We start from the raw sequence: 13,712 nt of genomic DNA, 5'->3' as shown, positions 1-13,712 counted from the left end.
CTCATCAGTTCGTTGTCTGGCGCAGCAGCATGGTGCCGTCGCGCTGGGTAAATTCAAGTTTGTTCAGGGCACTCATGCCCAGCAGCACTTGCGTGCCACCCAGGCCGGGCGCCACCAGGGCACGGACATCGCGCAAGACGATGTCACCCAATTGCAGCCGGTCGACGCGGGTACGGTAGCCCTCGCTCACACCGTTGGCGGTGCTCAAGGTCACGCCGAATCCTTTTTCCAGCTTGAGGCGCTCGGCCAGCTCCATCGGAATCGCCACGTCAGTGGCACCGGTGTCGAGCATGAAATCCACCGGCTGGCCGTTGATCTGGCCGCTGGCGACAAAATGCCCCTGTTGATTGCCGACCAACTTCACCTCGATAAAACCTTCACCTTTTTGCGAGTACACCTGGGTATTGGGGTTTTGCTGGCGCTGCTCCCATTGGGCAAAAAACCGCGTCGCCAGAAACAGCGCGGCGCACCAGGCCAGGATCATCAACACCCGACCAGCGCGCTTGCCCGGCAACGGCTGGCTCACGGCGAGGCACTCCAGCCACCCTCAGGCGCAGCGAAGCGCCAGACGATTGGCCGCTGCTCACCATCGGCCCGCTTGCCATCGTTGTTGTCCAGGCCGATCCAGGCCCCCTCGGCATCCACCACCAGCGCTTCGGCCAGCCCGTAGGCCTGGGGATAACGGCGATTATCCTGCAACGCCTCGGCGGCGAACGACCAGCAACGCTCGACCTGGGCGGTCTGCGGGTCGCGCCGGCAGACCTGATAGGCGTTGCGTTCCAGGGTAAACAGCTTGCCATTGAACAATGACAGGTCCGCGAAATCCCGCGAAACCGCCTTGGCCTTGGGGAACTGCGCCGGCTGCATCTCAAGCCCCGCTTCGCTCAGCAACACGCAATTGCCATCGCAGTCCCACACCGTCTGCTGACGCTTGATCAGCAACAGGCCGCGACGTTCGCGCTCGGCCGCCAACCACAGCTGGTCACCGGCCGGGTTGATCGCCAAGCCTTCGAACAACGCATTGAAATGCAGCAACATACCGCTGGCGCGGGCCTGGCGGATCAGGGTGGGGGCAATTTTCAGCCAGGACGCGGGCCCCGACGGTGGCACCTGCAACACCGCGGCATGGGACTCACTGACTACATAGCGGTTGCCGGCGCTGTCACAGCTGATGCCTTCGAAATCCAGCTCGCCACCGCGCAGGAACGACGCCGCCCAGGTCCGCGAGCTCAAGCCCCAGGGCAAACCGCTGTCCGGCACCTTCGGCACCTCGATCTCAACCTCCTCGGCCTGCCAGACCGCCGCCTCGGAGGGTGCGAGGCGATAGATCCGGTCATCGTCGCGATCGGACACCGTCCACATCTCGCCGCCGCACAGCGCCAGCCCGGACAGGTTGCCACCGCGCATGCCATCGACGGCGTGCTCGGACAGCAGCTTCAGTTCCGGCGCAGGTCCTGCGACTACCAACCCCGCCCACAGCCACAACGCCAGGGCGAACCCGTTGCGCATCAGGCCAGCACCTCGGCCAGGTCCCCTTTGGATTCGAGCCAGGACTTGCGGTCGCCGGCGCGCTTCTTCGCCAGCAACATGTCCATCATTTCCGAGGTCGCTTCGAAATCATCCAGGGTCAACTGCACCAGGCGGCGAGTGTTCGGATCCATGGTGGTTTCGCGCAACTGCGGCGGGTTCATCTCGCCCAGGCCCTTGAATCGGGTGACCTGCGGCTTGCCGCGTTTCTTCTCGGCCACCAGACGGTCGAGGATGCCATCGCGCTCGGCTTCGTCCAGGGCGTAGTAGATCTCCTTGCCCAAGTCGATCCGGTACAACGGGGGCATCGCCACGTAGACGTGACCGGCATCCACCAACGGGCGGAAATGCTGGACGAACAAGGCGCAGAGCAACGTGGCGATGTGCAGGCCGTCGGAGTCGGCGTCGGCCAGGATGCAGATCTTGCCGTAGCGCAGTTGGCTCATGTCCTCGGCGCCCGGGTCGACACCGATGGCCACGGCGATGTTATGCACTTCCTGGCTGGCCAGCACTTCGCTGCCGTCCACTTCCCAGGTGTTGAGGATCTTGCCCCGCAGCGGCAGGATGGCCTGGAACTCTTTGTCCCGCGCCTGCTTGGCCGAGCCGCCGGCGGAGTCACCTTCCACCAGGAACAGCTCGGAACGCATCGGGTCCTGCCCGGCGCAATCGGCGAGCTTGCCCGGCAAGGCCGGCCCTTGGGTGATGCGCTTGCGCTCGACCTTCTTGCTGGCCTTGAGACGACGGCCGGCGTTGTTGATCGCCAGCTCCGCCAGGGCCAGGCCGGTTTCCGGGTTGGCGTTGAGCCACAGGCTGAACGCGTCCTTGACCACACCGGAAACAAACGCCGCCGCCTCACGGGACGACAGGCGTTCCTTGGTCTGGCCGGAGAATTGCGGTTCCTGCATCTTCATCGACAGCACAAAGGCGATGCGTTCCCAGACGTCTTCCGGCGCCAGCTTCACGCCACGGGGCAGCAGGTTGCGGAACTCGCAGAACTCGCGCATGGCATCGAGCAGGCCCTGGCGCAAGCCGTTGACATGGGTGCCGCCCTGGGCCGTAGGAATCAGGTTGACGTAGCTTTCCTGAACGCTTTCGCCACCTTCGGGCAGCCACAACAGCGCCCAGTCCACCGCTTCCTTATTGCCGGCCAGGCTGCCGCAGAACGGCTCGTCGGGCAGGCGTTCGAAACCGCTGACCGCGTCCACCAGGTAAGAGCGCAGACCGTCTTCGTAATGCCATTCGACTTTCTCGCCGGTGGCCTTGTCCTCGAAACTGACCAGCAGCCCCGGGCACAACACGGCCTTGGCCTTGAGCACGTGCTTGAGGCGGCTGACGGAAAACTTCGGTGAATCGAAATACTTCGGGTCCGGGGCGAAATACACGCTGGTCCCGGTGTTGCGCTTGCCGACCGTGCCCACCACTTCCAGCTCGGTGGCCTTGTAGCCATCGGCGAAAGTCATCTGGTATTCGTTGCCGTCACGCTTGACCCGCACCCGCACCTGGGTCGACAAGGCGTTGACCACGGAAATACCCACCCCGTGCAAACCGCCGGAGAACTGGTAGTTCTTGTTGGAAAACTTGCCACCGGCGTGGAGCTTGGTGAGGATCAGCTCGACGCCCGACACACCCTCTTCAGGGTGTATGTCCACCGGCATGCCGCGGCCGTCATCGCTGACTTCCAGCGAGTGATCGGCGTGCAGGATGACCTGCACCGACTTCGCATGCCCGGCCAAGGCTTCGTCGACACTGTTGTCGATGACTTCCTGGGCGAGGTGGTTCGGCCGACTGGTGTCGGTGTACATGCCGGGGCGCTTGCGCACCGGGTCGAGGCCCGAGAGGACTTCGATGGCGTCTGCGTTATAAGAGCTAGCGCTGGGAGTGGCCATGGGGTCTCGTCGTCAGTGTTCAATGAAAAAGGGGCGATGGTTCACAGCGAGGTGAAGTCGATCGCCTGGTACAAATCGGCGCCAATGCCGGCAAAACTCAACAGCGCCGGCAACTGCTGGGCAAACCCTTGGAAACTGTGGTCGCCGCCGGCCTGGATGCGCAAGGCACAGGCACGGTAATACTGCTGGGCGTGGCGATAATCCAGCGTTTCGTCACCGGTTTGCAACCATACCTGATACCGCTGCGGATCCCGGGGCGCCGGCACTTCCAGCTCGGCCAGGGCCGTCACGTGGTCGTGGGTCAATTCCCAGGTTTCGTCGGTGTACAAATTCTTCTGTGTGCCCAGATAACCGTCGAACATCCGATGCGGGCTGACGGCCGGGTTGACCAACAGGGCCTTGAGGCCGTGGCGCTCGGCCAAGTGAGTCGCATAGTAGCCGCCGAGCGAGCTGCCGACCAGCAGCGGCCGCCCCAGTTGTGCAATCGCCTGTTCCAGCTGACCGATGGCTTGGCGGGGGTGGTGGTGCAGAGCTGGGACTTGTAGGTGGTCGCTCAGGCCCAATTGCGCCATTACGTCGATCAACTGAGTGGCCTTGGTCGACGCTGGGGCGCTGTTGAAGCCGTGGATATAAAGGATAGAACCCGACATTGCCGACTCCCTGGGTGCTGGGCAAAGGCCGGAGTTTACAGGGAGTCCGGGGAGGTCTGGGGCGTTTTGAACAACATTTCGTCTTCGTGGCGAGGGAGCTTGCTCCCGCTGGCTACGCAGTAGCCATGCACTCTGAGCGCTCTCCTTCTACGCCGCCGACGTGGCTGAATACTCCACTGCCTGACAACCATTTCAATGCGATGTTTTTGCGTCACTGCGTACGGCCCGTGCCGCTCTGTGGGTGGACAGGAAGAATGAAAGACCGTTCGTCACGACTGTTATTCCTTACAGTTTAACTCTAGGCGACACCAGAGCCATATGTACGACGGTTGCGTTCACGACCATAAACAATCTCTCAAAAAAAGGAGAATCGCCATGAGCAACAGCACACTCGGCTCTTGGAATATAAAAGCCTTTATTGATAATCGGCAATTCACCCCACCAGATCATGCTAAATCCCGTTACGAGGAAGCCTTCTTCAGGATGGACATCGGGAGCACTTTAGATATAGATGGAAAGGATTACTATGAGGTTACTGACATAACTGCCACATGGCGAATCAGCCATAACTTTGACTACGAAATTTACTTTAAGCAGGTTCAACCTCCCACGACTGCTTCAAGTTCTGGATCACGCCTACCGCCCCCAAAGAAAACAATCAAGACATTCAACCCATCGAAATAGATCGCGACACCGTCGAATTCATGTTTTTCCGCGACGCAACCTTTATCGAGTCAAACCTGTCAAAAGGCGACACACTTATTATCAGCGCTATAGAGTACAAAATATTACATACCCGCTTTCAATTTGACAACGAAACCGCTAACTACTGGATATATCAGGTCTGTCTTAGACCGTGATTTGTCATCCCACTAAACAGGCCAAGCAGGGGTTCAGAGCAATTCAAGGCAATATTTACTGAAATTTCAACTAACCATAGATTGTCTGACTGTACTCTGACCATTGTGGGAGCGAGCCTGCTCGCGATGGCGGCCTAGCGGATTGTATGTTTTGACCGTGTACATATCCATTTCTTCGGTAACGGCCACTTAGGGTTCCGCCCTGACGGCGGGTCACTTTCGAAAAGCGCGAAAGTAACCAAAGCGCTTTTGCCCCACCACTTGGTGCCTCGCCTAGGCTCGGCATGCCCGAACGCAGGCATTGCTCCGTGGGCCGCCGCGAAGGGCCATCCATGGCCCAGCGCGGCTACCTCGGCATCCATGCCGAGGTGCCCACTGCGCAATGCCTGCGTTCGGCCAGCGTGGTTAACGGGGCGCCGAGATCAACGTCCTCCGCGAGGCGGCCTGATAGCCGGCCTGGTTTAGGGTGATCGCGTTTCCCCTGTGGGAGCGAGCTTGCTCGCGATGGCGGTGGAACAGCTTGCATGAGCGTTGGATGTGCCGCCGTCTTCGCGAGCAAGCTCGCTCCCACAGTTGGATTCCGGCTAGAAGTACAGCCGCCAGAGACAGGTCGGCTATAAGCTTGCCTTTTCGTTCCAACATTAGGTTTGTGGCAACCGGCAGTTTTTGGGGGTGCTTCGCAACCCAAGGAGATGAGTGCCCCACACATTGCTTCCGCTCGGTGTTAGCGCGGATCGACGATGTCCAACGCCCGGTTCGCCAATAGCTCACTGAGCTCGACCATCTGCTGGATCCCCAGGGCGAAATGCCGACGCGAGCCTTCCAGGTCAAAGGTTAGGTCGCCAAGCATGGCGCTGGCGGAGGCCAGGGTTTCGCTGAGGTTGGCTAGGAGAGTTTCGGTGTCTGCGCTTTCCGCGACAAAGAACAGCTGGCTTGAGGGTTGTGTCTTTTTGGCTTGAGGCTTGGGGTCGAGATAATAATCGAGGGCGCGCTTGGCGGCTTCATCGTGCTTTTGGGAATCGGTTTCGGGGGATTGGGTGTGGCTTTGAACATGATGCAGCTCCTGTTGTGTAGTGGAACCGCCATTTCCCGTTTCCAGGCGAGAAGGTGGCAGCTATGCGCGGGCTGGAAAACCGGAAGGAGCAAACCCGGCAGACTCGAAAGTCTCCCGCGCACAGCCGCCATAACGCAGAACTGCACACGCAAAAAAAGCGATGCAGTATCTCATGTGGCGCGCTGTTGCATGCTCACTTATCGGGTTTCCAGGCCCGACCGCTGAATTTTCAGCGACGGAAAAAGGTTACCGACAGCCCTTCCCACCCGGCAACCGCCAGGGCTCGTCGGAAAAATCTACTTGAATCAGAAAGTGTGTCCGACCATTCCCACAAAGCTTGGTCGGCTGTCAGACCGCCATCGCGAGCAAGCTCGCTCCCACACAGGTTTTTGGTCGTTTATAAGGTCAGTGTCCACCGCCGATCCCGGTGGGAGCCGAGCTTGCTCGCGATGGCGGTAGGTCTGCTTGCATCAATGCTGAATGTACCGCCGCCTTCGCGAGCAGGCTCGCTCCCACAATTGGACTGAGTACACCTGCAAGAGCAGGTCGGCTATCAGGCCGCCTCGCGAGCAAGCTTTGCTCCCACAGGTCCAGCTCAAACAAGTCTGATGGGTGTACACCTCCGCAAGAGCCAGGCCGGCTATCAGGCCGCCTCGCGAGCAAGCTTTGCTCCCACAGGTCCAGCTCAAACAAGTCTGATGGGTGTACACCCCCGCAAGAGCCAGGCCGGCTATCAGGCCGCCTCGCGAGCAAGCTTTGCTCCCACAGGTCCAGCTCAAACAAGTCTGATGGGTGTACACCCCCGCAAGAGCCAGGTCGGCTATCAGGCCGCCTCGCGAGCAAGCTTTGCTCCCACAGGTCTGCTCAAACAAGTCTGATGGGTGTACACCCCCGCAAGAGCCAGGTCGGCTATCAGGCCGCCTCGCGAGCAAGCTTTGCTCCCACAGGTCCAGCTCAAACAAGTCTGATGGGTGTACACCCCCGCAAGAGCCAGGCCGGCTATCAGGCCGCCTCGCGAGCAAGCTTTGCTCCCACAGGTCCAGCTCAAACAAGTCTGATGGGTGTACACACCCGCAAGAGCCAGGCCGGCTATAAGGCCGCCTCGGCGGGCTTTTGATCTGGGGGCCCCGTTGACCACGCTGGCCGAACGCAGGTATTGCGCAGTGGGCACCTCGGCATGGATGCCGAGGTAGCCGCGCTGGGCCATGGATGGCCCTTCGCGGCGGCCCACGGAGTAATGCCGGAGTGAGGGCACACCGAGCCTAGGCGAGGTGCCGAGTGGTGGGGCAAAGACCTTTTGGTTACTTTTGGGGCGTTTGCCAAAAGTGACCCGCTGTAAGAGCGGAACCGTCAGCAGCCGTTACCGCAGCAATGGATATGTACTCAATCAGACCGCCATCGCGAGCAAGCTCGCTCCCACAGTTGGGCCGAACTCAGTACCCGTTGGACTCATAGTCAGGGGTAAACGCAAACCCAACCACCCGCTCAACCCCCGTCTCCAACCGCCCATCCGGCCAAAGCCGCAACCACCGATACCCCGGCGCCTGCGCGCCCACCGCAAAATCCTCACTCCCCGGCTCAAACTGAATACAAGTCGAAGGCGAAGCCAACAAACGAACCCCCTCGCGCACCCGATCGACCTCCTGGTGCACATGCCCCCAGAGCACCGCCCGCACCTGTGGAAACCGATCCAACACCGCAAACAAAGCCTCCGGATTACGCAACCCAATCGGCTCCATCCACACACACCCAATCGAAACAGGATGATGGTGCAGACACACCAGATGATGCCGCTCCGGCGCCTCGCTCAGCGCATTGGCCAACAGAATCAACTGCTCCTCGGCCAAAAAACCTGGCACCGAACCCGGCACGGCCGAGTCCAGCATCGTCACCCGCCAATTGCCGATGTCCACCACCGGATCGAGCAACGCACTCTTGACCGCCGCCTCGAGCATCACCCGCGGCTCATCATGGTTACCGGGAATCCACCGCGCTGGCGCATCGATTCGTGCAGTCAACTGGCGAAACGCCGCGTAGGACTCCAGCGTGCCGTCCTGGGACAGATCCCCCGTGGCGAGCATCAGGTCAATGTCCGGCTGCTGCTTGAGCACCAAGTCGATGACCGCCCGCAAACTGTCACGGGTATTCATGCCCAGCAACGAGGCATCGGCCTCGGCGAACAAATGGCTATCGGACAGTTGGACCAACAACGCCGCGTCGGCAGTGGTCAAGCTGGATACGCTCGGCAAATCGCTCTCTCCCAGGCGCAATCACGCCGTTGCATGAAGCCGCAATTATGCTGGGGGACGATCGAAAGGGGAAACCCGTGAACCGGAACCGGTTCACAACTACCGAACGACTTCGAACTCGTGGCCCAGCGCCAGGCAATGACTCAGCCACTCGCCCAGGAACAGGTTCAACTGGGCCTTTTCATCCGGCTGGTGCATCGAGGCATTGGGATAAGGATAGATGCCACGAAAGCGTCGCGCATGCTCGGCGCTGACGACTTCGGCCATGCGTGCATCGTGATAGACCTGAACCTCCAGCTGTGGCACCGGCAACCAGGGCAAGCTGTGTTCCTGGCGCACCTGCAAGGTGGTGGTGTAGGGACAGGTCTGCAGCACTTCCAGGGCCAGCACGCCGAGCATCTGGTCGCCGTGGGTCACGGCGATGCGGCGCGGCAACGGGTCGTTGCGCATGTCCGGCAACAAGCGCATCAGGCGGGCGTAGTTGGCTTCGCAGGCGGCCTGCAACCCCACCAGATCGACGCGATAGCGGTCGCGCAGCTTGTTCAGGACCATAGCCCCCTCACTTCATCGCGATTCAAGGCCAGCCATTGCAAGGCAATGATGCTGGCCGCGTTGCAGATACGCCCGTCGCGCACGGCTTGCAAGGCATCTTCGTAGGCCCAGACCTTCACCCGAATGTCTTCGGCTTCTTCCAGAAGGCCATGCAGGCCGCCTGCCCCCGTGCTGTCGCAACGCCCCAAGAACAAATGTACGAATTCATTGCTGCCGCCTGGCGATGGAAAATACTGAGTCATCGGCCAAAGCGCAGCGAAGACAAGCCCAGCTTCCTCCTGCGCTTCGCGATGAGCAACTTCTTCCGGTTGTTCATCCTTGTCGATCAGGCCGGCCACCAGTTCCACCAGCCAGGGGTTGGTGGTCTTGCCAATGGCCCCCACGCGAAACTGCTCGATCAACACCACTTCATCGCGCTGCGGATCGTAGGGCAGCACGCACACCGCGTCATGACGCACGAACAGTTCACGACTGATCTCACGGCTCATGCCACCGGCAAACAACTCGTGGCGCAAGACGAGGCGGTCGAGCTTATAGAAACCCTTGAAGCAGGTTTCACGCTTGACGATGTCCACGGTGTTCGGTGCGGCGTTGGCGAAGTCGGTCATGACAATCCTCGTGTGCAATGGATCAATACGAGGTTCCAACCTCGGCTTCGCGCCATCCTAACGCGCCCGTACCCTTTGATGCAGCCCCTTTCCGGTGATCGGGATGGACGGCTGCGCTGAAAATCACTCTAATGAGCTTAGTGGCGAACTGATTGCCTTGCCGACAGTCGAAGCGGGTAACTTTTTGCCTTTCCGTGTTTCATGAAGGACGCCCATGTCGCTTTTCAAAACCGCCTCCGTGGCTGCCATTGCCCTGACCCTGGGCGCTTGCCAAAGCCTGTTCCAACCCAACTATCGCGCACCGCTGGAGACCACCCGCGACGCTTCGGAACAACTGCAACCTGGCTGCGCCAGCGCCGACTGCCCATTGGTGAACATCGATACCCTGCACTTTCCCACCGAGCCTGCCTTGGACGGCATCGTCGAAAAACGCCTGCTGCAAATGACCCGCACCCCGGACGCCCCGGTGGCACCGACGCTGGCCGCCTACCGCGAACAGTTCTTGCGCAACGCCGCGCCGCGCAACAGCAGCTATTTGCAGGCCAAGGTACGCGAGCAACATGACGGCCTGGTGATCATCGAATTGTCCAGCTACCTGGACACCGGCGGTGCCCATGGCACGCCTGGGCGCGGCTTCATCAACTATTCGCGCCAGCAGCACAAGGTGCTGACCCTGTCGGACATGCTGCTGCCTGGCCAGGAAGAAGCCTTCTGGAAAGCCGCGCAAGTCGCCCACAACAGTTGGCTGATCAGCACCAAGCTGGATCAGGAACCCGAGTTCCTGAAACAGTGGTCCTTCCAGAAAACCCCGCACGTGGCGCTGACCTACGGCGGGGTGATCCTCAAGTACGAAGTGAGCACCATCGCGCCGTACGCCCTGGGTCACATCGAACTGAAGATCGCCTATCCGCGCCTCAATGGCATCCTCAAGCCCGAGCTGTTCCCCGGCCGTAGCTGAAAGCCCGACCCAACAGCAGTTGCAGCAACCCTGCCAGAATCAGCGACGGCAGGGTTGCACCGACATCCGGATAGAGGTTGGCCAGCAAGTGATAAGTGCTCACCCCACCCAGCCAGGCCAACAGGGCCGGCCAGCGCAACGCGGCTGACACCACTTGGCTGCTGCGTTTGCGCAGGATGAAGTGGTCCACCAGCACCACGCCGAACAGCGGCGCGAACACCGAGCCGATCAGCAACAGGAAGTTCTGGTATTGCGCCAACGGTGCAAAGCAGGCGATCAAGGTGCAGATGACGCCAATCGCCAAGGCCAGGTGCTCGACCTTCAACCCCGACAGCATGCCGCTGGACACTGCCGCCGAGTGGATGTCGGCGAAGGCGTTTTCCGACTCGTCCAGCAGAATCAGCAGTAACGGAATGCCCAGCCCGGCACCGGCCAGGGCCAGCAGCAACGCGTTGACTTCACCGCTCGGCGCGAAGGCCAGGGTGTAGGCCACGCCCAGGCTCATCAGCCAGAAGTTACCGATGAAGAAACCCACGGCCGTGCCGCCGAAGACGTTCTTGGCGCGTTGGCCGAAGCGTGAGTAGTCGGCGATCAGCGGCAACCACGACAGCGGCATGGCAATGGCGATGTCGAACCCCACCGCCAGCGGCATTGAACCATCGCCCGCCTGGGCCCACAACGCGGCCAGGTCAGCCTTGGCGAACAGGTTCCAGGTCAACCAGATGCAGGCCGCCAGCAGTAACCAGATGCCCCACTTGCGCAGGACCTTGCGCACGAAGGTCAACGGCCCACTCACCGCGAGCAGGGTCGCCAGGGCGCCGAAGAACAGCGTCCACAGCAGCGGGTTCGAGCCCAGGCTGCCTTCGCTGAAGGCTCGGGCACCGAGCAGGCTGGCGGCATCGCGCATGACGATGATTTCGAACGAGCCCCAGCCGATCAATTGCAGCAGGTTCAACACCGCCGGCAGGCTCGCGCCCTTGCCGCCCAGGCTGAGCTTGAGGGCGGCCATGGCCGACAGGCCAGTGTCACTGCCGATCACCCCGACCGCCGCCAGCAGCAGGACGCCCACCAGCGTGCCGAGGAAGATGGCCAGCAACGAACCGCTCAGGCCCAGGCCCGGTGCGAGCAAGGCGCCGACTTGCAGGACCATCAGGCCGATGCCGAGGGAAAACCACAGGGAAAACAGATCGCGGGCGCCGAACACGCGCTTGTCCAGGGGGACCGCGGCGTCAGGGGAGTAGGTGCTGGGTTGGATGTTCAAGGGTTGTTATCTCAGAGGAATATTTGTTGTTTTTTTGGCCGCTATCGCGAGCAAGCTCGCTCCCACAAGGGATCACAGGTGCACACAGTTTTTTGTGTCCACAGTAGATCCCCTGTGGGAGCGAGCTTGCTCGCGATGAGGGCAGTGAAAACACCGCCCCCTCGGCTCACATCACACTTTCTTGTAAAGCTGACTACCTTCCTGCTTGAACCGCTCAGCCTGCTCCGCCAAACCTTGGGCAACGTCGACATCCACCGCTTCAATGCGCTGGTTGGCCGCGTACTCGCGCACTTCCTGGGTGATTTTCATCGAGCAGAATTTCGGCCCGCACATCGAACAGAAATGCGCCACCTTGGCCGAGTCCTTCGGCAGGGTTTCGTCGTGGTACGAACGGGCAGTGTCCGGGTCCAGGCCGAGGTTGAACTGGTCTTCCCAGCGGAACTCGAAACGCGCCTTGCTCAAGGCGTTGTCACGGATCTGCGCGCCCGGGTGGCCCTTGGCAAGGTCGGCCGCGTGGGCGGCGATCTTGTAGGTGATGATCCCGGTCTTCACGTCATCCTTGTTCGGCAAGCCGAGGTGTTCCTTCGGTGTGACGTAGCAGAGCATGGCGCAACCGAACCAGCCGATCATCGCCGCACCGATACCGGAGGTGATGTGGTCGTAGCCCGGCGCGATGTCGGTGGTCAGTGGGCCGAGGGTGTAGAACGGCGCCTCGTCGCAGCACTCGAGCTGCTTGTCCATGTTCTCCTTGATCAACTGCATCGGCACGTGGCCAGGGCCTTCGATCATGCATTGCACATCGTGCTTCCAGGCGATCTTGGTCAGCTCGCCGAGGGTTTCCAGCTCGCCGAACTGCGCTTCGTCGTTGGCGTCGGCAATCGAGCCCGGACGCAGGCCATCGCCCAGCGAGAAGCTGACGTCGTAGGCCTTCATGATTTCGCAGATGTCTTCGAAGTGGGTGTAGAGGAAGTTTTCTTTATGGTGCGCCAGGCACCACTTGGCCATGATCGAACCGCCACGGCTGACGATCCCGGTGACGCGCTTGGCGGTCATCGGCACATAGCGCAGTAACACGCCGGCGTGGATGGTGAAGTAGTCGACGCCCTGCTCGGCCTGCTCGATCAGCGTGTCGCGGAACAGCTCCCAGGTCAGGTCTTCGGCCACGCCGCCGACTTTTTCCAGGGCCTGGTAGATCGGCACGGTCCCGATCGGCACCGGCGAGTTGCGGATGATCCACTCGCGGGTTTCATGGATGTGCTTGCCGGTGGACAGGTCCATGACCGTGTCCGAACCCCAGCGGATGCCCCAGGTCAGCTTCGCCACTTCTTCTTCGATGGACGAACCCAGGGCGCTGTTGCCGATGTTGCCGTTGATCTTCACCAGGAAGTTACGGCCGATGATCATCGGTTCCAGTTCGGTGTGGTTGATGTTGGCCGGGATGATCGCGCGGCCACGGGCGATTTCATCGCGCACGAATTCCGGGGTGATGACTTTCGGCACGCTGGCGCCGAAGCTGTGGCCGGCGTGTTGCTGGTCCAGCAGGCCGGCGGCGCGGGCGACTTCCAGCTTCATGTTTTCGCGGATGGCGACGTATTCCATCTCGGCGGTGATGATGCCTTTGCGCGCATAGTGCATCTGGCTGACGTTGGCGCCGGGCTTGGCCCGACGCGGGTTGTTCACGTGGGCGAAGCGCAGCTTGGTCAGCTCGGGGTCGGCCAGGCGTTCCTGGCCGAAGTTGGAACTCAGGCCCGCCAGGCGCTCGGTGTCGCCACGGGTTTCGATCCACGAAGAACGCACGTCGGCCAGGCCTTTGCGCACGTCGATGATCACGTTCGGGTCGGTGTACGGGCCCGAGGTGTCGTACACCACCACTGGCGCGTTGATCTCGCCGCCGAAGTCGGTGGGGGTCACGTCGAGGCTGATTTCGCGCATGGGCACACGAATATCCGGGCGGCTGCCCTGGACATAGATTTTTTGCGAGCGGGTAAAGGGCTGGACCGATTGCTCATCGACCTTGGCCGAATCGCTGAGGTTGGTCGCGTTTTTTGCTTTTGTCGTCATCACGGGCTCTCCAGACACACATCCAGGCAGTGGATTTTTGTCGGAG

The 13,712-nt window shown here is 61.0% G+C and carries 12 protein-coding genes and 1 pseudogene; 2 read left to right on the top strand and 11 right to left on the bottom strand.

Translation table 11 applies throughout. The features are described 5' to 3' along the window. Nucleotides 1-4: 4 nt before the first annotated feature. The 4 genes from ACZ5M5_RS02890 to ACZ5M5_RS02875 are packed head-to-tail and all read right to left on the bottom strand — an operon-like array spanning nucleotide 5 to nucleotide 4,063. Nucleotides 5-526 carry a retropepsin-like aspartic protease family protein gene (locus ACZ5M5_RS02890; protein WP_060739440.1) on the bottom strand — a complete coding sequence of 174 codons (522 nt, stop codon included), beginning with the start codon at nucleotides 524-526 and terminating at the stop codon, nucleotides 5-7. Continuing rightward, a complete protein-coding gene (locus ACZ5M5_RS02885; protein ID WP_103310540.1) occupies nucleotides 523-1,509 on the bottom strand; it encodes an esterase-like activity of phytase family protein in 987 nt (328 codons plus the stop codon). Before ACZ5M5_RS02885 ends, ACZ5M5_RS02890 begins: the two co-directional genes overlap by 4 nt. After that, nucleotides 1,509-3,413: a DNA topoisomerase IV subunit B gene (gene parE / locus ACZ5M5_RS02880; protein WP_053181455.1), complete on the bottom strand. Its 1,905-nt coding sequence runs from the start codon at nucleotides 3,411-3,413 to the stop codon at nucleotides 1,509-1,511. Before parE ends, ACZ5M5_RS02885 begins: the two co-directional genes overlap by 1 nt. Nucleotides 3,414-3,454: 41 nt before the next feature. Further along, nucleotides 3,455-4,063, bottom strand: coding sequence for a YqiA/YcfP family alpha/beta fold hydrolase (locus tag ACZ5M5_RS02875; protein WP_103310538.1), 609 nt, complete (start codon nucleotides 4,061-4,063; stop codon nucleotides 3,455-3,457). 375 nt (nucleotides 4,064-4,438) lie between these two features. Between ACZ5M5_RS02875 and ACZ5M5_RS02870 the strand changes: the two genes are divergently transcribed. Then, nucleotides 4,439-4,747, top strand: coding sequence for a hypothetical protein (locus ACZ5M5_RS02870; protein WP_464738561.1), 309 nt, complete (start codon nucleotides 4,439-4,441; stop codon nucleotides 4,745-4,747). 900 nt (nucleotides 4,748-5,647) lie between these two features. Here the strand turns inward: ACZ5M5_RS02870 and ACZ5M5_RS02865 are convergent. The 5 genes and pseudogenes from ACZ5M5_RS02865 to ACZ5M5_RS02845 all read right to left on the bottom strand — a co-directional run bounded on the left by ACZ5M5_RS02865 (nucleotide 5,648) and on the right by ACZ5M5_RS02845 (nucleotide 9,386). Beyond that, nucleotides 5,648-5,983 (bottom strand): DUF6124 family protein, encoded by a 336-nt coding sequence (locus ACZ5M5_RS02865; protein ID WP_464739324.1) that lies wholly within the window; start codon nucleotides 5,981-5,983, stop codon nucleotides 5,648-5,650. A 1,114-nt stretch (nucleotides 5,984-7,097) separates the two neighbouring features. Continuing rightward, nucleotides 7,098-7,184: pseudogene (locus ACZ5M5_RS02860) on the bottom strand (nucleoid-structuring protein H-NS); the annotation flags it as partial. Between the two features lie 226 nt (nucleotides 7,185-7,410). Continuing rightward, on the bottom strand, nucleotides 7,411-8,226 hold the full coding sequence (cpdA, locus tag ACZ5M5_RS02855) for a 3',5'-cyclic-AMP phosphodiesterase (protein WP_464738560.1): 816 nt from the start codon (nucleotides 8,224-8,226) through the stop codon (nucleotides 7,411-7,413). A 99-nt stretch (nucleotides 8,227-8,325) separates the two neighbouring features. Beyond that, nucleotides 8,326-8,778 carry a DUF1249 domain-containing protein gene (locus tag ACZ5M5_RS02850; RefSeq protein ID WP_024618006.1) on the bottom strand — a complete coding sequence of 151 codons (453 nt, stop codon included), beginning with the start codon at nucleotides 8,776-8,778 and terminating at the stop codon, nucleotides 8,326-8,328. Continuing rightward, nucleotides 8,769-9,386, bottom strand: a complete 618-nt coding sequence (locus ACZ5M5_RS02845; RefSeq protein ID WP_060739445.1) for an NUDIX domain-containing protein — start codon at nucleotides 9,384-9,386, stop codon at nucleotides 8,769-8,771. The genes ACZ5M5_RS02850 and ACZ5M5_RS02845 overlap by 10 nt, the downstream gene beginning before the upstream one ends. A 214-nt stretch (nucleotides 9,387-9,600) precedes the next feature. Between ACZ5M5_RS02845 and ACZ5M5_RS02840 the strand changes: the two genes are divergently transcribed. Continuing rightward, nucleotides 9,601-10,344 (top strand): DUF3298 domain-containing protein, encoded by a 744-nt coding sequence (locus ACZ5M5_RS02840; protein WP_060739446.1) that lies wholly within the window; start codon nucleotides 9,601-9,603, stop codon nucleotides 10,342-10,344. On the opposite strand, the gene cytX is transcribed toward ACZ5M5_RS02840, so the two are convergent. Then, nucleotides 10,313-11,605 (bottom strand): putative hydroxymethylpyrimidine transporter CytX, encoded by a 1,293-nt coding sequence (cytX, locus tag ACZ5M5_RS02835; RefSeq protein ID WP_464738559.1) that lies wholly within the window; start codon nucleotides 11,603-11,605, stop codon nucleotides 10,313-10,315. The two genes, ACZ5M5_RS02840 and cytX, sit on opposite strands and share 32 nt — an antisense overlap. A 171-nt stretch (nucleotides 11,606-11,776) precedes the next feature. Beyond that, nucleotides 11,777-13,666: a phosphomethylpyrimidine synthase ThiC gene (gene thiC / locus ACZ5M5_RS02830; RefSeq protein WP_464738558.1), complete on the bottom strand. Its 1,890-nt coding sequence runs from the start codon at nucleotides 13,664-13,666 to the stop codon at nucleotides 11,777-11,779. Between the last annotated feature and the right edge of the window lie 46 nt (nucleotides 13,667-13,712).

The organism is Pseudomonas sp. Van50 (assembly GCF_055390755.1).
The sequence above is the reverse complement of the archived record's forward strand: the minus strand, read 5'-3'. Positions and strand labels throughout refer to the sequence as shown.